The 26,977-nt window shown below is 45.2% G+C and carries 22 protein-coding genes and 7 tRNA genes; 13 read left to right on the top strand and 16 right to left on the bottom strand.

Going from position 1 to position 26,977, the window contains the following annotated elements; genetic code table 11:
• Positions 1-121: 121 nt before the first annotated feature.
• From KUA48_RS00540 to KUA48_RS00580, 9 genes are all read right to left on the bottom strand, one after another.
• A complete protein-coding gene (locus KUA48_RS00540; RefSeq protein ID WP_218415021.1) occupies positions 122-1,846 on the bottom strand; it encodes a sodium:solute symporter in 1,725 nt (574 codons plus the stop codon).
• A gap of 185 nt (positions 1,847-2,031) precedes the next feature.
• Positions 2,032-3,219, bottom strand: a complete 1,188-nt coding sequence (locus tag KUA48_RS00545) for an aldose epimerase family protein (RefSeq protein ID WP_118254906.1) — start codon at positions 3,217-3,219, stop codon at positions 2,032-2,034.
• A gap of 209 nt (positions 3,220-3,428) precedes the next feature.
• The gene (galK, locus tag KUA48_RS00550) at positions 3,429-4,589 is read right to left on the bottom strand and encodes a galactokinase (RefSeq protein WP_118254907.1); all 1,161 of its coding nucleotides are present in this window, start codon (positions 4,587-4,589) and stop codon (positions 3,429-3,431) included.
• A gap of 96 nt (positions 4,590-4,685) precedes the next feature.
• Positions 4,686-6,011 carry an MFS transporter gene (locus KUA48_RS00555; RefSeq protein ID WP_118254908.1) on the bottom strand — a complete coding sequence of 442 codons (1,326 nt, stop codon included), beginning with the start codon at positions 6,009-6,011 and terminating at the stop codon, positions 4,686-4,688.
• A 252-nt stretch (positions 6,012-6,263) separates the two neighbouring features.
• Positions 6,264-7,349 carry an aldose epimerase family protein gene (locus tag KUA48_RS00560; protein ID WP_153073425.1) on the bottom strand — a complete coding sequence of 362 codons (1,086 nt, stop codon included), beginning with the start codon at positions 7,347-7,349 and terminating at the stop codon, positions 6,264-6,266.
• A 111-nt stretch (positions 7,350-7,460) separates the two neighbouring features.
• Positions 7,461-8,699: a folylpolyglutamate synthase/dihydrofolate synthase family protein gene (locus KUA48_RS00565; protein WP_153073424.1), complete on the bottom strand. Its 1,239-nt coding sequence runs from the start codon at positions 8,697-8,699 to the stop codon at positions 7,461-7,463.
• A 93-nt stretch (positions 8,700-8,792) separates the two neighbouring features.
• Positions 8,793-9,956 (bottom strand): molecular chaperone DnaJ, encoded by a 1,164-nt coding sequence (gene dnaJ, locus KUA48_RS00570; RefSeq protein WP_118065568.1) that lies wholly within the window; start codon positions 9,954-9,956, stop codon positions 8,793-8,795.
• 84 nt (positions 9,957-10,040) lie between these two features.
• Complete coding sequence (locus tag KUA48_RS00575; RefSeq protein WP_022122109.1) at positions 10,041-10,661, bottom strand: nucleotide exchange factor GrpE; 621 nt, start codon at positions 10,659-10,661, stop codon at positions 10,041-10,043.
• 142 nt (positions 10,662-10,803) lie between these two features.
• Complete coding sequence (locus KUA48_RS00580) at positions 10,804-12,420, bottom strand: ABC-F family ATP-binding cassette domain-containing protein (RefSeq protein ID WP_118151544.1); 1,617 nt, start codon at positions 12,418-12,420, stop codon at positions 10,804-10,806.
• 230 nt (positions 12,421-12,650) lie between these two features.
• Here KUA48_RS00580 and KUA48_RS00585 point away from each other — a divergent pair, with 230 nt between their 5' ends.
• The gene (locus tag KUA48_RS00585; protein ID WP_218433089.1) at positions 12,651-13,598 is read left to right on the top strand and encodes an RluA family pseudouridine synthase; all 948 of its coding nucleotides are present in this window, start codon (positions 12,651-12,653) and stop codon (positions 13,596-13,598) included.
• A 70-nt stretch (positions 13,599-13,668) separates the two neighbouring features.
• Positions 13,669-13,818, top strand: a complete 150-nt coding sequence (locus tag KUA48_RS00590) for a hypothetical protein (protein WP_022120708.1) — start codon at positions 13,669-13,671, stop codon at positions 13,816-13,818.
• 211 nt (positions 13,819-14,029) lie between these two features.
• Here the strand turns inward: KUA48_RS00590 and KUA48_RS00595 are convergent.
• The 5 genes from KUA48_RS00595 to KUA48_RS00615 form a co-directional block, all read right to left on the bottom strand.
• A tRNA-Lys gene (locus KUA48_RS00595) sits at positions 14,030-14,102 on the bottom strand.
• Positions 14,103-14,112: 10 nt separating this feature from the next.
• Positions 14,113-14,189 (bottom strand) — tRNA-Arg (locus tag KUA48_RS00600).
• A gap of 36 nt (positions 14,190-14,225) precedes the next feature.
• A tRNA-Arg gene (locus KUA48_RS00605) sits at positions 14,226-14,299 on the bottom strand.
• A gap of 15 nt (positions 14,300-14,314) precedes the next feature.
• A tRNA-Lys gene (locus KUA48_RS00610) sits at positions 14,315-14,387 on the bottom strand.
• Positions 14,388-14,480: 93 nt separating this feature from the next.
• Positions 14,481-16,181, bottom strand: coding sequence for a glycoside hydrolase family 10 protein (locus KUA48_RS00615; RefSeq protein ID WP_118254926.1), 1,701 nt, complete (start codon positions 16,179-16,181; stop codon positions 14,481-14,483).
• Positions 16,182-16,316: 135 nt separating this feature from the next.
• Here KUA48_RS00615 and KUA48_RS00620 point away from each other — a divergent pair, with 135 nt between their 5' ends.
• From KUA48_RS00620 to KUA48_RS00670, 11 genes are all read left to right on the top strand, one after another.
• Positions 16,317-17,849: a carbon starvation protein A gene (locus KUA48_RS00620; RefSeq protein ID WP_118254911.1), complete on the top strand. Its 1,533-nt coding sequence runs from the start codon at positions 16,317-16,319 to the stop codon at positions 17,847-17,849.
• 38 nt (positions 17,850-17,887) lie between these two features.
• Positions 17,888-18,379, top strand: a complete 492-nt coding sequence (locus KUA48_RS00625) for an outer membrane beta-barrel protein (RefSeq protein ID WP_117726908.1) — start codon at positions 17,888-17,890, stop codon at positions 18,377-18,379.
• 9 nt (positions 18,380-18,388) lie between these two features.
• A complete protein-coding gene (gene recR, locus KUA48_RS00630; RefSeq protein ID WP_006846762.1) occupies positions 18,389-19,000 on the top strand; it encodes a recombination mediator RecR in 612 nt (203 codons plus the stop codon).
• A gap of 14 nt (positions 19,001-19,014) precedes the next feature.
• Positions 19,015-19,449 (top strand): hypothetical protein, encoded by a 435-nt coding sequence (locus tag KUA48_RS00635; protein WP_218433087.1) that lies wholly within the window; start codon positions 19,015-19,017, stop codon positions 19,447-19,449.
• 30 nt (positions 19,450-19,479) lie between these two features.
• On the top strand, positions 19,480-20,592 hold the full coding sequence (locus tag KUA48_RS00640) for a glycosyltransferase family 2 protein (RefSeq protein WP_118254914.1): 1,113 nt from the start codon (positions 19,480-19,482) through the stop codon (positions 20,590-20,592).
• 58 nt (positions 20,593-20,650) lie between these two features.
• Complete coding sequence (locus KUA48_RS00645; protein WP_118254915.1) at positions 20,651-21,160, top strand: GNAT family N-acetyltransferase; 510 nt, start codon at positions 20,651-20,653, stop codon at positions 21,158-21,160.
• A gap of 99 nt (positions 21,161-21,259) precedes the next feature.
• A tRNA-Asp gene (locus tag KUA48_RS00650) sits at positions 21,260-21,333 on the top strand.
• A gap of 35 nt (positions 21,334-21,368) precedes the next feature.
• Positions 21,369-21,442: transfer RNA gene (locus KUA48_RS00655), tRNA-Asp, on the top strand.
• A 41-nt stretch (positions 21,443-21,483) separates the two neighbouring features.
• A tRNA-Asp gene (locus KUA48_RS00660) sits at positions 21,484-21,557 on the top strand.
• A gap of 58 nt (positions 21,558-21,615) precedes the next feature.
• On the top strand, positions 21,616-23,052 hold the full coding sequence (locus KUA48_RS00665; RefSeq protein ID WP_153086903.1) for a sodium:solute symporter: 1,437 nt from the start codon (positions 21,616-21,618) through the stop codon (positions 23,050-23,052).
• Positions 23,052-25,079, top strand: coding sequence for a M13 family metallopeptidase (locus KUA48_RS00670; RefSeq protein WP_118254917.1), 2,028 nt, complete (start codon positions 23,052-23,054; stop codon positions 25,077-25,079). The genes KUA48_RS00665 and KUA48_RS00670 overlap by 1 nt, the downstream gene beginning before the upstream one ends.
• A gap of 53 nt (positions 25,080-25,132) precedes the next feature.
• Here the strand turns inward: KUA48_RS00670 and KUA48_RS00675 are convergent, their stop codons facing one another.
• The gene (locus KUA48_RS00675; RefSeq protein WP_117586885.1) at positions 25,133-26,050 is read right to left on the bottom strand and encodes a DMT family transporter; all 918 of its coding nucleotides are present in this window, start codon (positions 26,048-26,050) and stop codon (positions 25,133-25,135) included.
• A gap of 60 nt (positions 26,051-26,110) precedes the next feature.
• A complete protein-coding gene (truA, locus tag KUA48_RS00680) occupies positions 26,111-26,854 on the bottom strand; it encodes a tRNA pseudouridine(38-40) synthase TruA (RefSeq protein ID WP_153086899.1) in 744 nt (247 codons plus the stop codon).
• Positions 26,855-26,977: the final 123 nt, after the last annotated feature.

Raw genomic sequence — 26,977 nt, forward strand, 5'->3', positions numbered from 1 at the left:
GGAAAATCAAGGAGTAAGAAGGAGAAGAAAGGATCGCGGATTTTTTCAACAGAAACAGTTTTGTCTGATCTTTGAGAAAATTCCAGACTCCTCACTTCTTGCTCCTGACGTGAATAATATTTTACCAGAAGTATGCGTAGAATGCTGCGCAGAGGCCGATTACTACGAGGGTACCGATAATATCGAAGGCACTCCAACTCTCACGGATAGACTTCTTGAAGTCTGATGTGAAGGTGATTGCCTCTACCTGCTCCTTGCTTGGAGCTGGAGTGAAGCAGCTTACTACTACCATGAAGATGATGAGGAATACGAGCAACCAGCACTCGAATACGAGCCAGTTGGTCTGCCAGAACCATGCGGTGTAATCCCAGAATGCACCATCCATTGTAGCCTTACCTGTATCAGTAATGACGTTGGTAACGAGGCGGAGCATACCGATGAGGAAACCGGTAATCATGGTGTATTCACCTGCCTTTGGAGTAATCTTCTTGAAGAAGATACCCATTGCAAATACAGCTACCATGGCTGGAGCCAGAAGTGACTGGATACCCTGGAGATAATTGTACAAAGTATCCATCTTCATCATGATTGGCAACCATGCGAAACCTAGAACCACAACTACTACGGTAGCGATACGGCCAACGAGTACGTAGTGAGCCTCAGACATGCCCTTCTTCAATGGTTTGTAGAAGTCCTCGGTGAAGAGGGTAGCACAGCTATTGAAGAATGCTGCCAATGAAGCAACGAGTGCGCAGATGAAACCGATGGTTACGATACCCTTGATACCTGCAGGAAGAACGGTCTTTACCATGATGGCGAAGGCTGCATCAGTCTCGTTCATCTGGATGGCACCCTTCTGAGCCAATGCGGCTGCAATCATACCTGGGATGAGGAACATGAAGCAAGGGAGTACCTTGAAGAAACCGGCTGCGATAGTACCGCGGCGGGCACGCTTCATAACCTCTACGTTGCTCTCGCCAGGAACCTGACCGAGTACACGCTGAACGATGTGCTGGTCAGTACACCAGTACCAGAAACCGATGATGGTTGCACCGATGAATACTACGAAACCAGGATACTCCTGATACATAGAGTCACCTGCCTCCCAGTGGAACATGTGAGTTGTACCATAACCATTGTTCAGCTTGCCGCAGTAATCCATCATGTCGGCCCAACCAGCAGCTATGCTGCCACCGCCAAGGGTAGAGAGACCGAGGAAGAGTACGAGGAAAGAACCGATGACGAGGATAGGAGTTTGGATAGTTGACAATGTCATCACACCCTTCATACCACCGAATACGGTGAAGATGGTGGTGAGGATAATCAGACCGATGGCACCAACCCAGAAGTTCAAGCCCCAAAGATATTCAAAGAAGATACCACCTGTAAGGGCTGTAACGCTCACCTTAGTAAGGATGTAAGCTACGAGGGTGATGATAGAGAGCCATGAACCTGTGCGCTGGGTATAGCGGAACTTCAGGAAGTCTGGCATGGTGATGATCTTACCCATCTTGTTAATGAGCAACTGGTAGAAAGGTACGAACAGCCAACCCAAGATGAGGATCATCCAGCCCTGCATCTCCCAGTGTGCCATACCAACACCACTCTTGGCACCTGTACCAGCCAAACCAACGAGGTGCTCAGAACCTATGTTGGCAGCAAAGATAGCCATACCGATTACATACCATGGCTCACCCTTACCGAAGAGGTAGGCAGAAGAGTCTTCACCTTTCTGAGCCTTTCTGTCTTTCACGATTGCGTGCCAGACAGCCCAAATTACGCCGATAACACCAATGGCGAGTATAGCCCAATCAAGCCATACGAATTCTGTTGAATTCCAATTCATAATTACTATAAGATTGTTTGTTTATTATTATTTGTTTATTCTTTTCTTTTATTGGATGCTTATTATGTTAGTTTCTTATCCAGCACATTTCGTTTTTTTTTGTCATTGCGAAAACTTCTTGTTGGATGTTAGTTGTTCCGGCGGACTTTATCCGCCGGTTCGCTGACTTTTAAACTAACTTACGCTTACTTTTTAACGCTGAATTTGTAAGCGAGGTGAGAATAGTATTTCTCTCCTGGCTTCAATGTGGCATCTGTCCAATCCTTTACACCCTGAGCAATCTTGGTTGGAGAATCAGGATATTTCTGGCTCTCGAAGCAAACGCTTACGTGTTTAGGATACTTGATGCCATGCTTGCAGGCAATACCTGTGCCTTGGAAGTTACCGGTGTAAACCTGAATGCCTGGCTCGTTGGTAAATACTTCAAGAAGGATACCGCTCTTTGGTGAGTAGAGGCTTGCGCAAACTGTTTTGTCATCGCCCTTACCATTCTTATATGTGTTCAAACACCAGTTGTGGTCGTAACCTGTAGCATTCTTAATCTGATCAAAGTTATAATCAACCTTCTTGCCGATTTCTGCAGGTTTACGGAAATCCATAGGGGTTCCATCGACACTCTTGATTTCACCAGTTGGGATGTAAAGTGAATCTGCAGGAGTAAACTTATCTGCATTGATGTACATTATCTGATCGAAACCTTCCTTAGATGGATCGCCATTCAAGTTGAAGTAACTGTGGTTGGTCATATTGACAACGGTCTCTTTGTCTGTTGTAGCGCCAAACTCGATGTCGAGTGTGTTGTCACTCTTGACTGTATATTTAGCTGTTGCTGTTACGTTGCCAGGGAAACCATTCTCGCCATCCTTCGCATTGATAATGAAGGTAACGGATGAGTCGTTCTTCTCTGTAATGTCGTAAACCTGGTTCAACCATCCTGTAGCACCACCACCATGTAGGCAGTTGCCATTATCATTTGCCTTCAACTGGTATGTTGAACCAGCAAGTGAAAGTTTAGCATCCTTGATACGGTTGGCATAACGTCCTACAGAAGAACCATAGTCTGAAGGAGAGTTAAGGGTGTCAGCATACTGATGGATATTATCGTAACCAAGAACCACATCTGTTGGCTTTCCGTCCTTGTCTGGAACGGAAATGGAAACGACACGTCCACCATAATTGGTGAGGCAAACTTCCATGCCGTTTGCATTCTTGAGAGTTACTAACTCAGTCTTCTTGCCCAATACTGTTGAATCGAAATCTGCCGGATTCAAACCAGATTGTGTGAGACTTGCATTGCTGCTTGATGAACAAGCTGAGAGGGTAGCGATAGCCGCAAAACCAACTCCCATAAATAGGGTCTTAAATGTACTCATTTTTAGGCTGTTTTTTATTGTCTATTCATTTTGGGTGTAAAATTACAATTTTATTTCGAATCTGCAAGCGTTTTCCCTAACTTTTTTCCTTCTAAAGTGTCTTTTTAACACTATTTGTATGAAAACGCCTGTTTTTGTCTTATTTGGGACAAAAAAACTGCAGTTAGCAATACTAACTGCAGTTCCTTATATTATATATAATGTATATATTAGCAAACCTTGTGAGAACCCTCAGAGATTATTACAGGGTAAATCTCTGGAGCATGACCATATTTAGCTGTGAACTTAGCTGTAATGTCCTCAACGAACTTGTCGTAGATATCGTCCTTTACCAGGTTGATGGTGCAGCCACCGAAGCCACCGCCCATGATACGGCTACCAGTAACACCATTCTCCTTAGCAACATCGTTTAAGAAGTCGAGTTCCTCGCAGCTTACCTCGTATTCCTTGCTCAAGCCGTAGTGAGTCTCGTACATCTTCTGACCTACTGTCTCGTAGTCACCCTTCTCAAGAGCATCGCAGACAGCCAAAACGCGGTCCTTCTCGCCCAATACGAAGTGAGCGCGGCTGTAATCCTCTTCGCCTACCTCAGCGCGAACCTCTTCCAACTGCTCCCATGTGCAATCACGGAGAGTTTCGAACTTAGCTTCTGGGTGCTTTGCTGCAATGTGCTTAACAACATTTTCGCAAGAGTTGCGGCGGTCGTTGTATGGAGAACCTGCCAACTCGTGCTTTACCTTAGAGTTTACCAGGCAGAGTTTATAGCCCTTAGGCTCGAATGGGAAGTATTCAAATTCGCGGCTGTTGCAATCGAGGCGCATCAACTTACCTTCCTTGCCGAAAACAGAAGCAAACTGGTCCATGATACCGCAGTTAACACCTACATACTTGTGCTCAGTAGCCTGACCAGCGAGAACGAGATCCCATTTAGAAACCTTGTTGTCCCCAAAGAGGTCGTTCAAAGCAAAAGCAAAACAGCTTTCAAGAGCAGCAGAAGAAGACATACCTGCACCGAGAGGCACATCACCATAGAATGCTGCATTGAAACCCTTTACGTCAACGCCCAATGCCTTCATCTCCTGGCAAACACCATAGATGTAACGTGCCCATGAAGCGCGTGGACCTTCAGGATCATTAACCTTGAATTCTACACGGTCCTTCAAGTCGATAGAGTAGAGCATGACGGTATCTGTTCCGTTAGGACGTATTTCTGCCATGATACCCTTATCTACTGCACCTGGGAAAACAAATCCACCATTATAATCGGTATGCTCGCCAATCAGGTTAATACGACCTGGTGACATGTAGATGTTACCTGTTTTACCATCGAAATGCTTGATGAAGCGGCTTCTTACTTTTTCAATATCCATAATTAGTTAAGTTTTTGTTGTGTTGTTACTAAAGATTTGATTATATGATTTAGCCCCAAGACTATATAAGCCTTAGGGCTAATTTATTTCGTGTTATTAATCAACAGGAATATCCTTGTTGATGTTCTTGCAACCAGCTACAGCATAGAAGAACATGTATGCCATACAGATGAGAGGAACAATGTAACTAGCCATATAGCCAGCGTTGTCTGCGATGAAGTTCTGTACCAATGGCATCAATCCACCACCTACTACCATCATCATGAAGATACCTGAAGCCTGGGCTGTATACTTGCCAAGACCCTCAGTAGCAAGGTTGAAGATAGAAGACCACATGATAGAAGTGCAGAGACCGCAGAGTACCAGGAACATGGCTGCGATAGGCACTGTTACCATCTGGAATGATGTACCTGTAAATACAGGCATTTCTACTGTTGTTGACTTGCCGAGAAGTACGGCGAGGACGATAAAGATCATACCTGCACCATTGGCAATCATCATCATCATGCGGCTAGATACCTTGTCAGCAATAAAACTGGAACAAAGACGACCAACCAGCATCAGGAGCCAATATGTACCTGCAACGAAACCACCGATAGCTGCTGCATTTGCCAAGGCTGTACCATTGATGAAACCACCACCATTTGCTGTTGTATCAGAAATGTAGAAGTTCAATGTTCCAGGAATGCCTACCTCAACACCTACATAAACGAAGATTGCGATAACGCCGAGGTTGAAGTGACGGAAAGCCCATGGTGAATGCTCGAATACAGTCTTGTCTGTAGTCTTACCCATCTCTGGATCCTGGATAGGGATGAAGTTCAAGATAACGAATGCTGCTGCGAATACGGCAAGGGCAATGTAAAGCACGAGGTTCACATCTACCATTTTTGTATTAGCAGTAACAGTACCGATAAGGGCACCTACGAGCATTGGGGTTAAAGTTCCGGATAAACTGTTCAATGTACCACCGATGAGGTTCAACTGGTTACCGCGGTTACCACCACCACCGATGAGGTTCAACATTGGGTTTACAACAGTATTCAAAATACAAACTGCGAAACCTGAGATGAACGCACCGAAGAGGTAAACGGCGAAGCCTGAGATGTCGGCACCGAAATTACCTGAAAGGAACTGGATGAGCACGCCTACGAATCCGGTAGCGATACCGGTGAGGGCGGTCTTCTTGTAACCGATCTTGGTGAGCAACTTACCTGCAGGGATACCCATGAAGAGGTAAGCCAAGAAGTTCATGGCGTTACCCAACATACCGATCATGTTAGCACTTCCGCTGTCAGCGAATACATTTTTCCAAATAACTCCGATAGGAGCAGCCAAATTCGTTACGAACGAAATCATGGCGTAGAGGAACATCATCGTGATAATGGCGATGATATTGCCATTTTTACTTTGGTTTTCCATTTTTTTGATAGTTGATATTGTTATTTGTTATTATTATTTGCGAAAAGCTTGTTTATACTCTTTTTGAAGAGGTTATTGATTCTCTTTTATGGTAAAGAGGTTGCTACTCTTTTCTTCTAAAGAGGTTGTTTCTTCTTTAAAGACGTTAAGACTTCTCTTTAAGATTGTTGTCGCGCTGGATGGGTTTTGTCATTCAAGCGCGAAAATGGAGCAAGTGCTGTTTAGAGTACCTGCTCCATGATTTATTCTGATTTATTTGTCAATTCCAAACTTATAGATTGTCTTCTGGATGTATGTTTCACCCGGATTTAATCTGCAACTTGGGAAATAGGTGTGATTTGGAGTGTCTGGGAACTTCTGTGCCTCGAAGCAGACTGCACTGCGACGTGGGAATGTTGCACCAAACTGTCCTGAGATACCTGCAAGGAAATTACCTGTGTACATCTGCAAACCTGGTTCTGTGGTATAAACCTCCATGGTACGGCAGCTTACAGGGTCTTTTATACGGGCAGCGAAACTCAACTCACCTTCTTCTGTCTTGTTCAATACATAGTTGTGGTCATAGCCCTGACCATTCTTGATCTGCTCGTTGTCTGCATTGATGTCCTGACCAATTGGCTTTGGTGTACGGAAATCGAATGGTGTGCCCTCAACCTTCAAAATCTCACCTGTAGGGATAGAATACTTATCGATAGGGAGATAGTAGTTTGCGTTCACCTCACAGATGATATTGTCAACTGTTGGGGTAGGATTAGCAATACCCTGGATTGAGAAGAAAGCGTGATGTGTCAGGTTGCAGATGGTTGTCTTGTTGGTTGTAGCCTGATACTTGATAACGAACTCATTGTCGTCGGTCAATGTGTAAGCTACCCAAACTGTCAACTCACCAGTGAAGCCTTCTTCACCATAAGGGCTCGTGTATTTCAATACGACAGCGCTATCACTCATGCGGGTTGCATCCCAAACTTTGGTGTGGAAACCTGTAGGTCCACCATGCAGGTGGTTGGGACCATCGTTGCATGCTAATTGATACTCCTTGCCGTGAAGTATGAACTTGCCTTCTTTAATACGGTTGCCATAACGACCGATGAGCACACTCAAGAATGGCTCTGGCGAGTTGATGACGTCCTGTATGTTGTCATGGCCTTGGATGAGGTTGGCATAGTTGCCATCCTTGTCTGGCATCATGATGGCTACGACTGCTCCACCATAGTTAGTCACTGCAACTTCGTTGCCTTGCTTGTTTCTTAACACGAAGAGATCAGTCTTCTTGCCATTCACTGTGGTCTGAAAATCTTCTCTTTTCAAACCACACTTATTTGCTGGTTCTGTATTCATAATATCTCACTTTTTTTAGTTACCTTACTTTGGTTTAAGTAATGTACTGCAAAGTAACTAAAAAAAAATGAGTATTACAAATATTTTATGAACTTTTTGATTTAAAAAATCCTAAAACGATTCTGATAGCAAATCGGCAACGACGTAACTAGATCCGCCAATAAAGATAAAATCATCTTTTTTTGCGTTTGCTTTTGCTTTGTTAAATGCCTGTGCGATAGTTTGATAGCATGTTCCGTTTAAGCCGTGCTTTTGTGCGTATCCGTATAATTTGTCTACAGGAATCGCTCTTTTGGTTGATGGCTGTGTCCAATAGAAAATCGTGCTTTCTTTTGGCAACTTTTCTAATAGTCCCATTACATGCTCTACATCTTTGTCGTCAACCATTCCGAAGACAATATGTTTCGTATCGGCTTTGACGGATGCAATCTGAGGTTCCAGATACTCCCATCCGGCAAGGTTATGTCCCGTATCACAGATGGTGAGAGGGTGCTCGTTGAGTTTTTCCCATCTGCCACGTAAGCCTGTCAGCTCGCATACATGTTCGAAGCCGTTTTTTATGCTTTCATCTTTGATTTCTATTCCTTCTTCCTTCAGGCATTCTACGGCTGCGGATATGGTGCAGAAGTTCTTTTTCTGATAGTTGCCTTTCAGTTCGAAGTTCATGTCTGCGTCAGTTGCATGTGCAAAATGGATAGGAGAATTCTGCTCATGGGCTTTCTTGATGAACACAGGTTGGGTCTCTTCGTTCCATTCGCCAATAACGACAGGAATCTGTGGCTTGATGATACCCGCCTTTTCGCCTGCAATCTCGCCGAGTGTATTCCCGAGGAATTGGGTGTGGTCAAAACTGATATTCGTGATAACGGATAGGATAGGAGTGATGATGTTGGTACTATCCAGTCTTCCTCCCAATCCAACTTCGATGACGGCAAAGTCTACCTTTTGTTCTGCAAAATACTGAAATGCCATCATGGTGGTCAGTTCAAAGAACGAAGGATGTAGCGGTTCGAAGAATTTCCGGTTGTTTTCTACAAAGTCGATTACATACTCTTCGCTTACCATCTCACCATTTACGCGAATGCGTTCTCTGAAATCTACAAGATGTGGAGATGTGAACAGACCGACCTTATAGCCCTGGCTCTGCAGGATTGCAGCAAGTGTATGGGATGATGAACCTTTTCCGTTGGTTCCTGCAATATGGATACATTTATATTGGTTATGAGGATGTCCGAAGTGTTCATCCATTTTATACATCGTATCAAGCCCAGGTTTGTATGCCTTGGCTCCAATCTTTTCAAAAACCGGCGTGCTGGTGAAAAGATATTCAACAGTTTCTTGATAATTCATGTTATACCTTATTATATATATAGATAATCCCCGAAAAGAGCGAACCGTTCTTTCGAAGATAGTTCGCCCTCTTCGGGGATTGCTCTTTACAGTTTATTTTTTAAAGAGATTCTTGAAACTTTCAAAGAGAGATTTCTTCTCTGCATTATCTGCTTTGAAATTATCGCATTCCTTGAATTTCACAACAAGATCCTTTTCTTCTTTGGTCAGAGATGTAGGGATGAAAACGGTAATATTGACGATAATATCACCACGGCCATAACCATATCCCTTAATAGCCGGCATACCTTTGCCACGCAAACGAATCTGTTTGCCTGGTTGTGTGCCTGGTTCTATTTTGATCTTCGTCTTACCATCCAAGGTAGGGACTTCTACCTCGCCACCCAAAGTGGCAGTTGCAAAGTCAAGAACAAGATTATGGTATAAGTCCTGACCAACACGCTCGAAATCATCGTTCTTTTCTACGCTTACCATTACCTGTAGGTTTCCGTAGAGACCATTGTGCTTGCCTTGGTTACCCTTTCCTTCAACGGTAACAACCATATCGTTGTCGACACCTGCAGGGATATTGATTTCTACGAGTTCCTCGCCCTTCACGATTCCGTCGCCACCGCATTCCTTACATTTGTTTTTGATGATAGTTCCCTCACCGCCACACTTTGTACATGCAGCCTGAGTTTGCATCATGCCGAACATGCTGCGCACCGTTTTTAAGACATAGCCGCTTCCATGACATTCCGGACATGTTTCTGGCTGGGCACCACCTTCGCAACCTGTTCCGTGACATGCAGAGCAAGTTACATCCTTGCGAATCTTGAAGCGCTTGGTAACACCTGTTGCTGCCTCTTGGAGAGTCAGTTTTACTCTTACGCGAAGGTCGCCACCCTGGTAAACCCGCTTCTGTGAGCCGCCACCGAAACCGCCGCCACCAAAGCCGCTGAAACCGCCGTGTCCGCCAAAGATATCTCCAAACATAGAGAAGATGTCGTTCATGTCCATGCTGGCACCACCGCCGAATCCGCCGAATCCACCTTGTGGCCCGTCGAAACCAAACTGGTCATACTGCTGGCGCTTCTGGGCATCGTGGAGAACTTCGTAAGCTTCGGCAGCTTCCTTGAATTTCTCTTCCGCCTCTTTGTTGCCAGGGTTGCGGTCTGGATGATACTTAATGGCTATCTTTCGATACGCCTTCTTTATTTCGTCTTCTGATGCCGACTTGTCTACGCCCAGCACCTCATAATAGTCTCTCTTAGCCATTTGCTTATTTCAAATATTGAATTTTCTTGCAGAATTCTAATGGAATGTTCTGGATTTTGAAAAATAATTCTTGATATTTCTTTCTTACTGACCTACAGCTACCTTGGCATGGCGAATCACCTTGTCGTTCATCGTATAACCTGTCTGGACGCAGTCAATGATCTTTCCCTTCTTGTCATCGCCCATTCCCGGAACCATAGCAATAGCCTCGTGGAAATCTACATCGAAATCCTTGTCGTTGGTTTCAATCTTCTTAACGCCAAGACCTTCGAGTGTCTTTACGAACTTGTTGAAAATCATCTGGACACCTTCCTTGATAGCCTTAGGGTCTTCGCTCTTGTCAGCGATGGCACGCTCAAAGTCGTCGAGAATAGGCAGAATAGCAGCTACAGTCTTCTCGCCGCCATTCAAAATCAGTTCTGCTTTCTCTTTGAGGGTACGCTTGCGGTAATTCTCAAACTCAGCAGTCTTATAGAGCAACTGTTTCTTGAGTTCCTCTACCTCTTGCTGTGCTTTTGTTAAAGGATCAATCTCTTCTGCCTTCTTGTCAGCAGCGTCTGTATTGTTGTCACCTTCTTCTGCCTTGTTGTCAGTATTCTGATTTTCCTCAGTATTTTCATTTTGAGTTGTCTGCTCATTATTTTCATTCTGAACAGTCTCCTGAACGTTTCCGTCCTCTATATTGATTTCTTTTTCTTTTGACATAGTCTTAAATTTTTTAAACATGATAATTCTTGTTATTGGTTGTTTGACAAAAAGTGTGCCAACCCGATTCTCATCGAATTGGCACTATTAAATTATAAGATAATTTGTGGTTGCTGTTTAAAACAGCAGAATAACTTTCTGTTTAGAATCCGTACATCTTAGCCTTCTGCTCCTTTATAGCTTCATCGTAGATATACTCATCATAAGACATGAGCTTGTCGATGGTGCCTGATGGAGTGAGCTCGATGATGCGGTTTGCCACGGTGTTGATGAATTCGTGGTCGTGGCTAGAGAAGAGGATATTGCCCTTGAAACCTACCAGGTTGTTGTTGAATGCCTGAATACTCTCCAGGTCCAAGTGGTTGGTTGGTGTATCAAGAATCAGGCAGTTGGCGTTCTGCAACTGCATGCGTGCAATCATACATCTCATCTTCTCACCTCCGGAGAGGACATTTACCTTCTTCAGTACTTCTTCGCCGCTGAAGAGCATTCTTCCGAGGTAGCCCTTCATGGCAACTTCGTTACCTGGACCATACTGGCTCAACCAGTCTACCAGGTTCTTGTCGCTCTGGAAGAATTCTGTATTATCGAGTGGGAGATAAGCTGTTGTGATAGTAACACCCCACTTGTAGTCACCTGCGTCAGCCTTTCGGTTGCCGTTGATGATTTCGAAGAGTGCGGTCATCGCCTTAGGGTTGTGAGAGAGGAATACTACCTTCTCGCCCTTTTCTATGTTGAAGTTTACATTGTCGAAGAGCACTGTTCCGTCTTCGTCGCATGCTTTCAGTCCCTCTACCTCCAGAATCTGGTTACCTGGCTCACGGTCCATCTGGAAGATGATGCCTGGGTATTTACGGCTTGAAGGACGGATTTCTTCAACGTTCAGTTTCTCCAGCATCTTCTTGCGGGATGTTGTCTGCTTACTCTTGGCAACGTTAGCTGAGAATCGGCGGATGAATTCTTCCAACTGCTTCTTCTTCTCTTCAGCCTTCATCTTCTGGTTCTGAGCCTGGCGGAGAGCCAACTGAGAACTCTCATACCAGAAAGAGTAGTTACCTGCAAACATCGTAATCTTACCGAAGTCGATATCTACGGTCTGGGTACTTACAGCATCGAGGAAGTGACGGTCGTGAGATACTACGAGTACGGTCTGTTCAATGTTGCTGAGATAGTCTTCCAGCCACTCAACAGTGTCGAGGTCGAGGTCGTTGGTAGGCTCATCGAGAAGGAGGTTGTCTGGGTTGCCGAAGAGTGCCTTTGCCAGCATCACGCGCACCTTCTCTGTGTTAGAGAGATCTCCAACGAGTTTGTCGTGGCGGTCTTCCTTTACGCCGAGGTTCTGCAGAAGTTGTGCGGCATTGCTTTCAGCCTCCCAACCATTCATTTCTGCAAACTTGAGCTCCAGCTCAGCAGCGAGGTTACCATCTTCTTCTGTCATCTCTGGCTTAGCATAGAGGCGCTCGCGCTCCTTCATGTTTTCCCATAATGGCTGATGGCCCATCAGGACGGTATCCATCACGCGGAAATCGTCATATTTGAAGTGGTCCTGTTCCAAGACAGAAAGTCGCTCGCCTGGTCCCATTTCTACTGTACCCTTGTTTGGTTCAAGGTCGCCGCTGATAGCGCGGAGGAAAGTAGATTTTCCGGCACCGTTAGCACCGATGATACCATAAATATTACCATGAGTGAACTTGAGGTTTACATCCTTGTAAAGCACTCTCTTTCCGAATTGGATCGCAAGATTTTGTACTGTAATCATTATTTGTTCCTAAATATCTTTTGTTCTGATTATATCTTTAATTCAGCTGCAAAATTACAAAAAAATATTTGAAACACAATGATTTATTGGCAAAAGTTACTAATTTTTAGTTAAAAACATGGTGGCTTTTTGTTATTTTGCAGAAAAGTCTTACTTTTGTAGGCTGAAACTGAGAAAATGCAGCATTGATTCTGTGTTTTTCATGTTAAGAAAATGATATCGATAACAATATGAGACAACAAAATAGAAAAGGAAATTTTAATAAGCATACCAATAATGCTTATGGCTACGGAAACCCAAATGAATATGAGCATTACAAGGTAGAAAAACCTGCTCCGTTGCTGGAATGGCTGATGGAGAATGTGAAGGGACCTAGCAAGACTAAGGTGAAGCAGACTCTGCAGGGTAGGGGAATCAAGGTAAATGGCAAAACCATTACCCAGTTTGATTATGCCCTGAAGCCGGGTATGAAAGTGAGTGTGAGCAAGACAAAGAAGAATCATGAGGTATTTAAAAGCAGATACCTTAAGATTGTTTATGAAGACAGATATCTGATTGTTGTCGAGAAAAACATCGGTATATTGAGTATGGCAGCCGGTCATTCTGCTCTGAATGTGAAAACGGTACTTGATGATTATTTTCATAAGACTCGCCAGAACTGTCAGGCGCATGTAGTCCACCGACTGGATCGTGATACTTCGGGCTTGATGATTTATGCCAAGGATAAGCAGACGGAGTTGGCTTTGGAGGATGATTGGCATCATAATGTGTACGACCGTAGATATGTGGCTCTGGTTTCCGGAGAGATGGAAGAAGATGAAGGTACCGTTGCCAACTGGCTGAAAGATAACAAGGCTTATATTACTTACAGCAGTGATACGGATAATGGCGGCAAGTATGCTGTTACCCATTTCCATACATTAGAGCGTACAACGGCTCATTCTCTGGTGGAGTTCAAACTCGAAACGGGCCGTAAGAATCAGATTCGTGTTCATACGGCTGATATGGGGCATCCGGTGTGTGGTGACATCAAGTATGGTAATGGTGATGATCCATGCCAGCGCTTGTGCCTGCATGCCTATGTGCTGTGTTTCTATCATCCCGTAACGCATCAGCCTATGGAATTTGAAACTCCGATACCGGCTGAATTCCGTAGGGCATTAAAAAATGATCGTTAATAGGGTGATGAATACTGATTGGTAGTTTATACTATATAATTTGGTAGTTTATACTATATAATAATGTGATATGAATGATTTTGGATATTATGCGCTGGTATTGGTAGTCCTTGTTGTAGGACTGTTTGTCTTAAAGAAGGTGGCTACCTGCATGATTAAAGCAATGGTAGCTGTTGTTATGATAGCCGTGCTGGCAGTTCTTTACTGGCTCTTCTGTTGATAGTAGAGTTGTATGATGATGACGGGATGAGATTTTAGATATTTTTGATTGGTAAATTGGTTGCGGTTGTCTGGGTGTAAACTTTGGATGGCTGCAACTTTTTTTATATTGATATTTAAAGAGATATAAAGTGATATTTAAAGGTGATATTAAATGGTAGGGAGAAATATAAAACAAAAAAGAGCATTTCTGTTAAGAAATGCTCTTTTTGTACACCCTTAGGGATTCGAACCCTAGACCCACTGATTAAGAGTCAGTTGCTCTACCAACTGAGCTAAGGGTGCAACTGTTTGTTGGTGACTCCGCAAGGATTCAAACCTTGAACCTCTTGATCCGTAGTCAAGTGCTCTATTCAGTTGAGCTACGGAGCCAAAACCGTTTGTTTCAGTGAAGCTTTGATAGGAGAGTGACTCCGCAAGGATTCAAACCTTGAACCTCTTGATCCGTAGTCAAGTGCTCTATTCAGTTGAGCTACGGAGCCAATTCTTATCTTTTGTACACCCTTAGGGATTCGAACCCTAGACCCACTGATTAAGAGTCAGTTGCTCTACCAACTGAGCTAAGGGTGCAACATTTAAAAGCCTCATTTCTGAATTGCGAGTGCAAAGGTACTACTATTTTTTGATTCCACCAAATTTTTTCGCAACTTTTTTCGAAAAAAATCAATTTTTCTTCATCTTGAAGGTTCCTAATGTATGTCTATACCCCTTCTTGTTGATGCTTACCACGCGGTAGATACCCTCCTTTAAGTTTCTAACATCTAGCGTGTTATCTTTTGCATGGAGGTGCAGAATATCGCATCCTTGCAGGGTTTCGACCATCAGAACGTCAAAAACGAGATTTTTTGTGGTTTCTGCTAGATATACCTTCTTTCCGTCACATTTGAGTAATTTCGCAGCTCCTGTGCTTTGGGCAAAAAGTGGATTTTCTTCCTCTTTTTCTTGGGTCGGCTGGCTTTCTATGCCATATCCGTCCATTGAAGTTACGGCAACAAACAGATGTTTTGCATCAGAATTTTCTATTTTGAACGAATTTCCTATGATTCGTGCGGCAACCAGGTTGCGTGCATCGGTGATGTCTACCGGATATTTCTTGCTTGCGTATACATTATTATATATATAAGGGGTTGCGATTTTAGTGCCATCCGTATAGTTTGAAGGATTGCTCCAGGAAACTGATACCTTGTTATCGGTGGTGATTACTGATAATTGTTGTGGCTGTTCTGGTTGGTTCTTGCTTGCCCAAGTCATCGGCGGAACCAATGATGGGTATGGATTGAAACGTTGGGTAAAGTCGAGGATACCCTGTTTGTTGTCCAGGAGGAACTTGTTTCTGAAGAATGCATATCCCATTCCGAGGTTTCGGATATGGTACATTTCTGCCGTCACGTCATTGATGTTCCACTTTCCTTCTTTCGGATCGAGAAAGTAGATGCCCAGTCCTGGAACCACAATCTTGCCATGGCTCTGTTCCTGCCAGTCGATGGCAAACGGATAGAAGTGTTCGTTCTTGAAATACATCATAGGGAAGAGCTCGTCCATCAGACCGCTCTTGAGCCAGCCCTGTGCATCCTGGCAGACCTTCGTGTATGCATTCCAGCCAAAACTTCGGTATCTGCTCAGGTCATCATACTTTCCTACAGGTGAGCAGCTCATCTTTACCCAAGGTTTTTCAGCCTTCACTGCATCGTGAATCTTTCTTACGATGTTGGTGATATACCGGCGTCCCTGTTCCCGGCTCACTTTAATGTTCCAGGTTTCAGGGTAACGGATGTAGTCGAGGTGAATACCGTCTACATTATATTTATGTGTAATTTCCCTGCAGATGTTTGCTAGATAATCACCAGTCCGACTGTTTTCCGGATCCATGTATCCGTCGGCTCCAATCTTCTTGATGAGTTTCGGCATCTTCTGTCTGAGGGTTTTGCAGCCGAGTGCGTTCCATTTTCCTACAGGGATGGTTACCACCCAGGCATGCAGTTCCATACCGCGCTTATGGCATTCGTCGATGGCAAACTGCAGGGCATCATAGCCCGGACTTCTGCCCGGAAATCCTGACAGACATCCATCCCAAGGTTCGTATGCCGACGGATAAATCATGGTACCTCTTACGCGGGTCTGTATCAGTACAGTGTTGATTTTAGCTTGCTGTAACCGGTCCAGTATATCCGTCAGTTCCTTTTTCTGCTTTTCGGCAGAATAAGAAGACTGGGCATAAGAGTGTGGCCAGTCGATACCTCCTATGGTTGTCAGCCATACAGCTCTTACTTCATGTTTCGGCACCTGGTTATTGAACACGATACTCTGGGCTTTTGCGGCCAAAACAGAGCATAAAACGATAAAAAATATCTTAAATCTCTTCATAATCTTACAATTTGGCAACAAAGATACCAATATTTTTTTTTATTTCAAATAAAAATATTACTTTTGCGGTTGAAATATTAAAATAAAGTGCATTTTGCACCGAAAAGAGAGAAAATTTTAAGCAATAAAAGAAAAATGGTCAGTTTCGTTATTAGTTTGGTTGCCCTTGTATTGGGTTACCTTCTTTATGGAAAGTTTGTGGCGCATGTGTTCGGTCCTGATGACCGCCCTACGCCTGCAGTGACCAAAGCCGATGGGGTCGACTTTATGGTACTGCCTAGTTGGAAGATCTTCATGATTCAGTTCCTCAACATTGCAGGAACGGGTCCTATCTTCGGTGCCATTATGGGTGCCTGGTACGGACCGGTGGCTTATCTGTGGATTATCTTCGGGTGTATCTTCGCAGGAGCCATGCATGATTACATGAGCGGTATGCTCAGTATCCGTAACGGTGGAGCTGGTTTGCCGGAATTGGTAGGTAAGTATTTGGGTGGACGCACCAAGAAAGTGATGTTGGTCTTTTCGGTACTTTTGCTGATGATGGTGGGAGCTGTGTTTGTATACAGTCCGGCTATCATCATGAGTGGCATTTGTAATACGGATGCATTCTGGGGCAGCCAGATGTTTTGGATTGTGGTGATTTTCGTTTATTACGTCATTGCTACATTACTGCCTATCGATAAGGTTATCGGAAAGATTTATCCGCTCTTTGCCTTCTCGCTTCTCTTTATGGCGGGTGCTCTGATGATAGTTCTCTTTGTGAAGTGGCCTTCATTGCCTGAACTCTGGAGCAATTTGCAGAGTTGCAATCTCAATGAGAATCCGGCTTGGTTGGGAACGGAGTCTTTTGTACAGAAGAGTCCGATTTTCCCTTGCCTCTTTATCACGATAGCCTGTGGTGCCATCAGTGGTTTCCATGCTACGCAGAGTCCGCTCATGGCCCGATGCATGAAGAATGAGAAGATGGGACGCCCTATTTTCTATGGTGCCATGATTACAGAAGGTGTTGTTGCCTTGATATGGGCTACGGTTTCCATGTATTTCTTCTACTATGGTGGATGGCGTGAATGCGTAAGTCCTGAGGCGGCTCAGCAGTTTATTGCTCAGTTTGATGGCGGCAAGTCGCTTATCCAGAACTTCGATGCGCCTACCGTTGTTAAGATAGTATGTTCCAGCTGGTTGGGTGTGGCTGGTGGAATCCTGGCTCTGCTGGGTGTTGTTGCAGCGCCTATTACCAGTGGCGATACGGCTTTGAGAAGTGCCCGTCTGATTATCGCTGAGTTTATCGGTTTGGAGCAGCGCTCAATGCGCAAGCGTCTTTATATCTGCGCTCCGTTGTTTGCTCTTACGGTGGGCATTCTGGTTTGGCAGATGGAGAATCCTGATGGTTTCAATATCATCTGGCAGTATTTCGGCTGGGCTAACCAGACGCTTTCTGTGTTCACTCTCTGGACATTGACGGTTTATCTGGTACAGCAGAAGAAGCCTTTTGTGATGACGCTGGTTCCTGCCTTGTTTATGACCGTGATATGTTCAACCTTCCTGCTCATTTCGCCAACAGCTTTGGCTTTGGGTGAGAGCTTGGCTTATACGGGCAGTGTCATCATTCTGGTGATTGCCTTGGTATGGTTCCTGGGTTGGTATCGCAGTTATCAGAAGAAACAATAGATTTATATATAAGTATTAATCAATATACGTAAATTTATATGATACGAATGAAAAAAATAGCTATTGCAGCATTGGCACTTGTCGTTTCGACAGCTGCCCATGCTCAGTTTGAAAGTGGAAAACAGTATATAGGTGCGTCGATGACGGGCTTAAACTTGAGTTATAATGGCTCTCAGGACCTCAATCTCGGTATTCAGGCTAAGGCAGGATACTTCGTAGAAGACGACTGGATGCTGTTGGGGCAGGTAGAATATAATCATTCTGGTCTTGAAGGCGTGAAGGATTATTTCTCTGTCGGTGCCCAGGCACGTTATTATATCGAGCAGAATGGTCTGTATCTGGGTGGCGGCGTAAAGTTGGCTCATTCAGGAGGTTATAATGATTTCATGCCAGGGGTAGAGGTAGGTTATGCTTTCTTCCTCGGCAAGTCGGTTACCCTCGAGCCAGCTATCTACTACGATCAGAGTTTCAAGAAGCATGTAGATTATTCTACCGTAGGTTTGAAACTGGGTATTGGTATTTATCTCTAAACTGCTAAGATGCAGCAACAGTTTTCTTCGACTTTGTTGGAAAAGGCAGTGGCGGAGTTTTCTAAATTGCCAGGTATAGGGCGCAAAACAGCTTTGCGCCTTGTACTTTTTATGCTCAAGCGTAAGAGTGAGGATGTGGAACTCTTTGCTGATACCATTTCCAGGATGCGGCGTGAAGTGAAATACTGCAGAGTTTGTCATAATATCAGCGATACTGATGTCTGTCCGATCTGTTCTGATTCCCGGCGCGATGCTTCTACCATCTGTGTTGTCGAGAATGTGCAGGATGTACTGGCGATAGAAAACACGCAGCAGTTTCACGGACTCTATCATGTCTTGGGCGGCATCATTTCGCCGATGGATGGTATTGGTCCTTCGGATATAGAGATAGAATCGCTGGTTCAGCGTGTGGCTGAAGGTGGGGTGAAGGAGGTGATTTTTGCTCTCAGCAGTACGATGGAGGGTGATACTACCAACTTCTATATCTCCCGTAAACTTGCTGATTATCCTGTTAAACTCTCTGTTATCGCCCGTGGTATCTCAGTGGGTGATGAATTGGAGTATACAGATGAGGTTACCCTCGGACGGAGTATTCTGAACAGAACTCCATTTGGACAATAACAAAAGACAACAAAATGAAAATCAAACAAGTACAACGAATATTGATGATCAATTTTCTCTTTGTCCTGTTGGTAGGATTCCTGCTGGTCTTGCTCTATGAGACAGAAATTCTGGAACCTACTAATCTGGCAGGTGATGTCACGTTGGTCTATGTGATTACCGTAGCGATGGAGTTTCTTACCATTGCCGTTATTCCTTTGGCGCTCAAACTCTTCAGTTTCAAGGCCATTCACCGTCAGTTGGTAACCCGTAAGGGAGATGCACTTCTTCCTCTGGGCACTGCCCGTCTGAATATGCTCTGCTTGCCAATGCTGATCAATACGTTTATGTATTATCAGACGATGGCGCCTGCTTTTGGATATATGGCTATCATCCTTTTTCTCTGTCTCTTCTTTGTTTATCCTTCTGTCGGAAGATGTGAAGAAGAAACAACAGAGGCGGAAGGTTAAACTCTCAGTATCTAATATTTGATATTCGATATGAAACTCAGTGTTGTCATAGTAAGCTATAATGTGAAGTACTATCTTGCCCAGTGTCTGCGTTCGGTAGAGAAAGCTATCGGCGTGTTGGAGTGTGGGCAGCTGGGTGATGCAAGTGGCGATACGGCAGAGATTATCGTGGTTGATAATCATTCTCAGGATGGAACGGTGGAATATCTCGAACATTGTTTCCCGGCTTCCCGATATCCTAATCTCCATGTTGTAGCCTGTACGCATAATAACGGATTTGCCCGTGCCAACAATCTTGCTATCCGCAAGAGCGAGAGTGATTTGGTTCTTTTGCTGAATCCGGATACCATTATCGGTGAGCATGTTCTCAAGGATGCTGTCAGTTTTATGCATTCTCATCCTGATGCCGGTGCTCTGGGTGTAAGGATGTTGGGAGCCAATGGCAAACCAGCTCCTGAGAGTAGGAGAGGATTGCCTTCTCCGATGGTGGCTTTCTATAAGATGATGGGGTTGTGCAGCCGTTTTCCTCAGCATCGCAGTTTCGGTCATTATTACATGGGTTATCTTCCATGGGATAAGCCGGCAAAGATAGAGGTTGTGAGCGGTGCTTTCTGTATGATTCGTCGTGAAGCCTTGCTGAAGGTGGGGTTGCTGGATGAGGATTTCTTCATGTATGGCGAGGATATTGATCTTTCTTACCGTATCTTGAAGGGTGGTTATCAGAACTATTATCTGCCTGTAGATATCCTGCATTACAAAGGTGAAAGTACTCAGAAGTCGAGCTTCCGCTATGTTCATGTGTTTTATGAGGCGATGCTTATCTTCTTCCGTAAACATTATTCGGGTATGTCGCATCTCTTGAGTATTCCTGTCAAATTTGCCATCTATGCCCGTGCCTCTGTAGCCTTTACGCAGATGATGACTGCGAAAATCAGAAAGAGTCTGGGATTCTTTTCTCCTTCTCATGTCGACCTGTCAAACCAGGTATTGTTTGATGCTGACGAGATGAGCTATGAAGAGATGCTGCATCAGCTTGCGCAGCGGTCTGACGAGAATATCAAACTGGCTACCTATACGAAGGTCATCGGTAAGGTGATTACGGATAGGGAGGTGATGGATAAGGATGAATTTGGTTATTTATAAGGATAGATTTATTTCTATATTATAAGGTACGCGCGTACATTATTAATAAGTGTAGTTTATGAAAGAACCGAATATTCGATTACGTGCTTTAGAGTTGGAAGATCTTGATTTTCTCTACCAGATAGAGAATGATGATCGGCTTTGGGAACTGGGTGTTTCCAATGTTCCATATTCGCGCCGGGTGCTGCTCGACTATATAACCAGTGCTTCGGCAGATATTTATGTAGACAATCAGGTGCGCCTGATAGTAGAGAATGAGCAGAATGAGCAGGTGGGCATCCTGGATCTTACAGATTTTGATCCCCGTCATCACCGTGCCGAACTCGGAATTGTCATCAAAAAGGAGTTTCAGGGGCAGGGTTACGCGAAGGCTTCTGTGTCACGCTTGTTGCAATATGCTCGGAATGTACTTCATCTTCAGCAGATTTATGCTATTGTAGGTATCAGAAACCAAAAAGCGGCTAAAATGCTGCAATCTGTTGGATTTGAGGGGAATAATGTCCTGAAACAATGGCTTTGTAGCCAAGTTGGATATGAGGATGCGATGTTTTTTCAATATTTTCTGTAAAAAAGTTGCATAAAAATTTGGTAGAACCAAAAAAAAGTAGTACCTTTGCACTCGCAAATGAAAAATGAGTGCTAAGACATTCAATTTGATTTCATGTTTGGTGCGTTAGTTCAGTTGGTTAGAATGCCTGCCTGTCACGCAGGAGGTCACGAGTTCGAGTCTCGTACGCACCGCTCAAAATCATCTTACAGGTTTGCCAAAATAGTTTGGTGCGTTAGTTCAGTTGGTTAGAATGCCTGCCTGTCACGCAGGAGGTCACGAGTTCGAGTCTCGTACGCACCGCTAATTTCATTTGAACATTTCAACTCCTCCATAATAATAATGGTGCGTTAGTTCAGTTGGTTAGAATGCCTGCCTGTCACGCAGGAGGTCACGAGTTCGAGTCTCGTACGCACCGCAGAAACCTTCGAGAGTGATCTCGGAGGTTTTTTGTTTTTATGTAAATCTAAGAGAATATGGCTATCGTTATCACAGTTCTGGCATACTTCTGTGTGCTGCTGCTCTTCAGTCATCTTACTGCCCGTAATATGGCAAGTAATGAAACTTTCTATCGTGCTAACCGCCGTTCGCCTTGGTATATGGTTGCTTTCGGTATGGTGGGAGCGTCTATTTCGGGCATCACTTTCGTCAGTGTGCCGGGCATGGTGATGAGAACGGATATGACCTACCTTCAGATGTGCATCGGTTTCATCCTGGGTTATTTCCTGGTTGCCTTTCTTTTGCTTCCTATCTATTACCGGTATAATCTCACTACGATTTACGGTTATCTGCAGCAGCGGTTGGGGGAACGTTCGTATAAGACTGGAGCTTCGTTCTTCCTCTTGTCCAAGATGACGGGTGCGGCGGTCCGTTTCTTTGTCGTCTGTATCCTCTTGCAGCGTTTCGTGCTCAATGGGATTGGTGTTCCGTTCTGGGTCACGGTTCCTGTCATGGTACTGCTTATCTGGCTTTATACGCGCAAGGGTGGCATCAAGACGCTGGTGTGGACGGATACCTTTCAGACGCTCTGTATGTTTGCGGCGCTCGTCCTCATTATCTTTCAGGTGATGTCGGCGTTGGGCATGACTCCTTCCGAAACGATCACTGCGATTGCTCACGACAGTCATTCCCGTATTTTTGTCTTTGATGACTGGATGTCGAAACAGAATTTCTGGAAACAGTTTCTCAGCGGTGTCTTTGTTGTGATTGTGATGACCGGTCTTGATCAGGACATGATGCAGAAGAATCTTACCTGCAAGTCGCTCCGTGAGGCCCAGAAGGATGTTTGCAGCTATGGTTTTGCCTTTGTGCCTGCCAATCTGCTTTTCCTGAGTCTGGGGGTGTTGCTGGTAATGCTGGCTCAGAAACAGGGAGTGGCTTTGCCTGATGCTCCTGATGATCTGTTGCCGATGTTTGCGGCTTCGGGGGCGATGGGAAACCTGGTGGTGGTCTTGTTTACCATTGGCATTGTGGCGGCAAGTTTCTCCAGTGCCGATTCAGCATTGACCGCGATTACTACGAGTCTGTGCGTGGATATTCTGGGCAAGAAGGATGATATGAAGCTCCGCAAGCAGATGCATTTGGCGGTAGCTTTGGTGTTCATGCTCTTCATCATTGCTTTCAAGGCGATTAATTCTACGAGCGTGATAGATGCCATCTACATCCTCTGCTCTTATACTTACGGTCCGCTGTTGGGTTTGTTTGCCTTCAGTCTGCTCACCAAGCGTCAGGTAAACGACCGCTGGTCGCCATGGGTCTGCATCGCCAGTCCGCTCATCTGCTTCGCCATCGATACCCTTACCTCGCAGTATGTGGGCTATAAGTTCGGCTATGAGCTTCTGATGCTGAATGGCGCCCTGACATTTGCAGGTCTCGCCCTTATAAAAAAAGAAACAGTTAAATACAAACAATAATGAGAACAAAAGTATTATTTGCAGCATTGTTGCTCAGTGCAACAACTGCTTTTGCCCAGCAGGAGAAGTTGGGCTCCGGTATTGACAAGACCAACATGGACTTGACCATCAAGCCGGGTAATGATTTCTATCGCTATGCCGCAGGCAACTGGATGAAGAATCATCCACTCGATGCCGAGCATACCGACAATGGTGCTTTCACCGATCTCTTTGAGCAGAACCAGAAGCGCATCCAGGACATCATCCTTGAATATGCTTCCAAGCCACAGCAGAAGGGGTCACTCGGACAGAAGATCGGTTCGCTCTACAACCTCCGTATGGACAGCGTTCGCCTGAATAAGGAGGGATGGGCACCTATCAAGCCAACTCTCGACCGCATTGCAGCCATCAAGGACCGCAGAGAGTATCAGCTCGTTACCGCTCAGCTCGATTTCCGTGGCGAGGGTACCATGATGTATGGCATCGGTGTGGGCGCCGACCTTCGTGATGCCGCCAACAACCTCGTTGAGGTAGGACAGAGTGGTCTTGGTCTTGGTGTACGCGATTACTATGTAAACGATGACGAGCAGACCAAGAAGATTCGTGATGCATACAAGGCTTATATGAAGAAGCTCTTTCAGATGGTAGGCAACGACGAGGCTACCGCCCGGAAGAAGATGGAGGCTGTGATGGCTATCGAGACCCGCATCGCTAAGGCAAGCTATAGTCAGGTACAGCTCCGCGACATCGATAAGAACTATCACAAGATGACCTACAACCAGCTCGTGCTCGATTATCCTGGCATCGACTGGGGCAATGTGTTCCTGGCATCCGGTTTCCCTGCTTTCAAGGAAATTTGCGTGGGTCAGCCTGAACCAATCCACGAGGTTGAGAAGATTCTCGCAGAGACCTCTCTGGATGATCTGAAGACATACGCAGAGATCAAGGTGATTTCTGGTGCAACCAGCGTATTGAGCGATGATTTCCGTGCCGTATCCTTTGAGTTGAGCAAGGTAATGAGCGGTGTTCAGCAGGACCGTCCTCGCTGGAAGCGTGCCGTAAGTACCGTGAGCGGTGTGTTGGGCGAGGCTATCGGAAAGATTTACGTAGAGAAGTACTTCCCGGAGAGCAGCAAGAAGCGTATGCTCGACTTGGTTCACAATCTCCAGACTGCGCTTTCACAGCGCATCGACGAGGCTACCTGGATGAGTGCTGCTACCAAGGCACAGGCTAAGGATAAGCTGGAGAACTTCATCATCAAGATAGGTTATCCTGACAAGTGGAAGGACTATAGCGGATTGCAGGTAGATGACAGCCTCTCTCTCTACGAGAATATGGCAAATATCTCTGAGTTCTTTACCAAGGATGCCATCGCCCGCAAGGTGAACAAGCCGGTAGATAAGACTGAGTGGGGAATGACTCCTCAGACTATCAATGCTTATTATAACCCAACTACCAACGAGATCTGCTTCCCTGCAGCTATTCTCCAGCCTCCATTCTTCGACCCGACAGCCGATGATGCGATGAACTATGGTGGTATCGGTGGTGTAATCGGTCATGAGATGAGTCATGGTTTTGACGATCAGGGTAGCCAGTTTGACAAGACCGGAAACCAGAACAACTGGTGGACTGCTGCTGACAAGAAGAACTTCGAGTCTCGCACCAAGATCCTGGTTGACCATTTCAACAAGATTGAGTTGGCTGGCAAGAAGGTAAACGGCCAGATGACCCTGGGTGAGAACATCGGTGACAATGGTGGTTTGAACATCGCTTTCCGTGCACTTCAGAATGTGATGAAGACAGAGAAGTTGGGTGTGAAGGATGGATTTACTCCAGAACAGCGCTTCTTCTTGGCATGGGCACGTGTATGGGCAGGCAATGCCCGTCCTGAGTACCTGCAGTATCTGATGACCGTGGATGTTCACTCTCCAAACGAGGCTCGTGTGAACGGTGCCCTCCCAATGGTGGATTCATGGTATAAGGCATTCAACATCAAGAAGGGCGACAAGCTCTTTGTTCCTAAGAACAAGCGTGCACATATCTGGTAAAAACATAAAAAAGTCTTGCAGGCACATTGGCTTGCAAGACTTTTTTATAATCATTACTTCGTTCCGAAGTAGAGGAAGAGCATTCCGAGTAATACCAGGAGCAGATCTACGAACTTCGCCTTGAGATTCTTCTCGTGGAAGATGGCTGCACCGAAGAGGAAGCTGACGATGACCGAACCGCGGCGAATCATGCTCACGATACTGATCATGGCGCCAGGCAAACTTAGAGCGTAGAAATAAACGAAGTCGGCTGCCGAAAGGAAGATACTGATGAAGATGATACTCCAGTGCCAGTGGAATGGGGTAGAATTCTTCTTGGTAGGCCACCATATCATCAGCAGCATGGCTCCCATGAGGAAACACTGGTAGATGTTGTACCAACTCTGCACAATCATTCTGTCTAATCCTACACCACCATTCTCTGGTGGAGCCATCAGATACTTGTCGTAGAGGCCGCTTATTGCACCGAGCACGGCAGCCAGCACGATGAAGTAAATCCATTTGTTGTGCTTGAAGTCGATACCCTCTTTCTTGCCGCTGCGCGAAAGCATGGCAAAGGAGATGATGGCAAGTATGACACCAATCCACTGATACAGATTCAGAACCTCGCCATAAACCAGCAGGGCGCCTACGAGTGTCATTACTGGTCGGGTGGCGTTGATAGGTCCCACGATGGTGAGCGGCAGGTGTTTCATGCCGAAATAACCGAAGATCCAGCTGCTCAATACGATGAAACTCTTGAGCACGATGTACTTGTGAACTTCCCATCCGCCTTCTGCTACATGAAACATCGTTCCATCCAGCGAATTTCCTGTATAGCTCATCACGATGAACGGCAGGAAGATGAGCGATGAGAAGAGCGTGTTCAGAAAGAGCACGGGAATCACTGCGTTACCTGAAAGCGCCTTCTTCTTGAAGGCATCATAAAATCCCAGCAGCGCTGCTGAGAGAAATGCTAATACTAACCACATTTTTATGAATGTTAAATGTTGAATGTTGAATGAGGCTCGCGCCCTTGTGTTTCTAATCATTTAATCTTTTAAATCATACCCTACCTCTTCCAGGAACAATGCGTTACCCGGCATGCTTTCGCCTGCATCGCTGCGGCTTCCGTTGTGCAGGATATCGAGAAACTGTTCCATCGTAATCTTTTCTCTGCCTACATCGATGAGCGTTCCCACTACGGCTCTCACCATGTTTCTCAGGAAACGGTTGGCGGTAATCTCGAAATACCAGGTGGTAGGAGAGGTCTGTATCCATCGGGCGGCTGTTACGTGGCAGATGGTGGTCTTGTTGTCGCCACCCGCCTTGCAGAACGCTGCATAGTCTTCGTGATGCAGAAAATGCTGAGCCGCCTCGTTCATCTTCTCGAAATTCAGGGGATAGTTTATCTGCAGTGAATAATGGCGCTCAAACGGATCTTTCTGCGTATGTATATAATAATGGTATGTGCGCGAGATGGCAGAGAAACGGGCATGCATCTCTGGGGCTACCTCCCTTACTTCGTATACGGCGATGTCGCGGGGCAGGATGCGGTTCAGGCGGTATACCAGCTGGTCGGGTTCCATCGGAATCCTGTCGGTATCGAAGTGGGCTGTCATGTGTCGGGCATGTACGCCGGTATCGGTTCTTCCTGCTCCCACCACCTCCATTTCCTTTCTCAGAAGTATGGAGAGGGCGCGCTGCAACTCCTGCTGCACCGAATTGGCATTGGGCTGAATCTGCCAACCGTGGTAGTTGGTGCCGTCGTAACCGAAGAATATGAAATATCTCATGATGATCTTTGATTTTTTTTGTTTTTTGCTATGAACTTTGAGCTTTGATTTGTTCTACGTTCTTTGCTTAATTCGGGTGCAAAGTTACTAAAAAAACGTGAAATATGGTATAATAATACAGAT

The sequence above is a fragment of the Segatella copri genome (assembly GCF_019249795.2).
GTDB classification, from domain to species: Bacteria; Bacteroidota; Bacteroidia; order Bacteroidales; family Bacteroidaceae; genus Prevotella; species Prevotella copri_B.

Coding starts and splice junctions, on each gene's coding strand:
- KUA48_RS00540 (WP_218415021.1), bottom strand. CDS start 1,846: ATGAATTGGAATTCAACAGAATTCGTATGGCTTGATTGGGCTATACTC.
- KUA48_RS00545 (WP_118254906.1), bottom strand. CDS start 3,219: ATGAGTACATTTAAGACCCTATTTATGGGAGTTGGTTTTGCGGCTATC.
- galK (WP_118254907.1), bottom strand. CDS start 4,589: ATGGATATTGAAAAAGTAAGAAGCCGCTTCATCAAGCATTTCGATGGT.
- KUA48_RS00555 (WP_118254908.1), bottom strand. CDS start 6,011: ATGGAAAACCAAAGTAAAAATGGCAATATCATCGCCATTATCACGATG.
- KUA48_RS00560 (WP_153073425.1), bottom strand. CDS start 7,349: ATGAATACAGAACCAGCAAATAAGTGTGGTTTGAAAAGAGAAGATTTT.
- KUA48_RS00565 (WP_153073424.1), bottom strand. CDS start 8,699: ATGAATTATCAAGAAACTGTTGAATATCTTTTCACCAGCACGCCGGTT.
- dnaJ (WP_118065568.1), bottom strand. CDS start 9,956: ATGGCTAAGAGAGACTATTATGAGGTGCTGGGCGTAGACAAGTCGGCA.
- KUA48_RS00575 (WP_022122109.1), bottom strand. CDS start 10,661: ATGTCAAAAGAAAAAGAAATCAATATAGAGGACGGAAACGTTCAGGAG.
- KUA48_RS00580 (WP_118151544.1), bottom strand. CDS start 12,420: ATGATTACAGTACAAAATCTTGCGATCCAATTCGGAAAGAGAGTGCTT.
- KUA48_RS00585 (WP_218433089.1), top strand. CDS start 12,651: ATGAGACAACAAAATAGAAAAGGAAATTTTAATAAGCATACCAATAAT.
- KUA48_RS00590 (WP_022120708.1), top strand. CDS start 13,669: ATGAATGATTTTGGATATTATGCGCTGGTATTGGTAGTCCTTGTTGTA.
- KUA48_RS00615 (WP_118254926.1), bottom strand. CDS start 16,181: ATGAAGAGATTTAAGATATTTTTTATCGTTTTATGCTCTGTTTTGGCC.
- KUA48_RS00620 (WP_118254911.1), top strand. CDS start 16,317: ATGGTCAGTTTCGTTATTAGTTTGGTTGCCCTTGTATTGGGTTACCTT.
- KUA48_RS00625 (WP_117726908.1), top strand. CDS start 17,888: ATGATACGAATGAAAAAAATAGCTATTGCAGCATTGGCACTTGTCGTT.
- recR (WP_006846762.1), top strand. CDS start 18,389: ATGCAGCAACAGTTTTCTTCGACTTTGTTGGAAAAGGCAGTGGCGGAG.
- KUA48_RS00635 (WP_218433087.1), top strand. CDS start 19,015: ATGAAAATCAAACAAGTACAACGAATATTGATGATCAATTTTCTCTTT.
- KUA48_RS00640 (WP_118254914.1), top strand. CDS start 19,480: ATGAAACTCAGTGTTGTCATAGTAAGCTATAATGTGAAGTACTATCTT.
- KUA48_RS00645 (WP_118254915.1), top strand. CDS start 20,651: ATGAAAGAACCGAATATTCGATTACGTGCTTTAGAGTTGGAAGATCTT.
- KUA48_RS00665 (WP_153086903.1), top strand. CDS start 21,616: ATGGCTATCGTTATCACAGTTCTGGCATACTTCTGTGTGCTGCTGCTC.
- KUA48_RS00670 (WP_118254917.1), top strand. CDS start 23,052: ATGAGAACAAAAGTATTATTTGCAGCATTGTTGCTCAGTGCAACAACT.
- KUA48_RS00675 (WP_117586885.1), bottom strand. CDS start 26,050: ATGTGGTTAGTATTAGCATTTCTCTCAGCAGCGCTGCTGGGATTTTAT.
- truA (WP_153086899.1), bottom strand. CDS start 26,854: ATGAGATATTTCATATTCTTCGGTTACGACGGCACCAACTACCACGGT.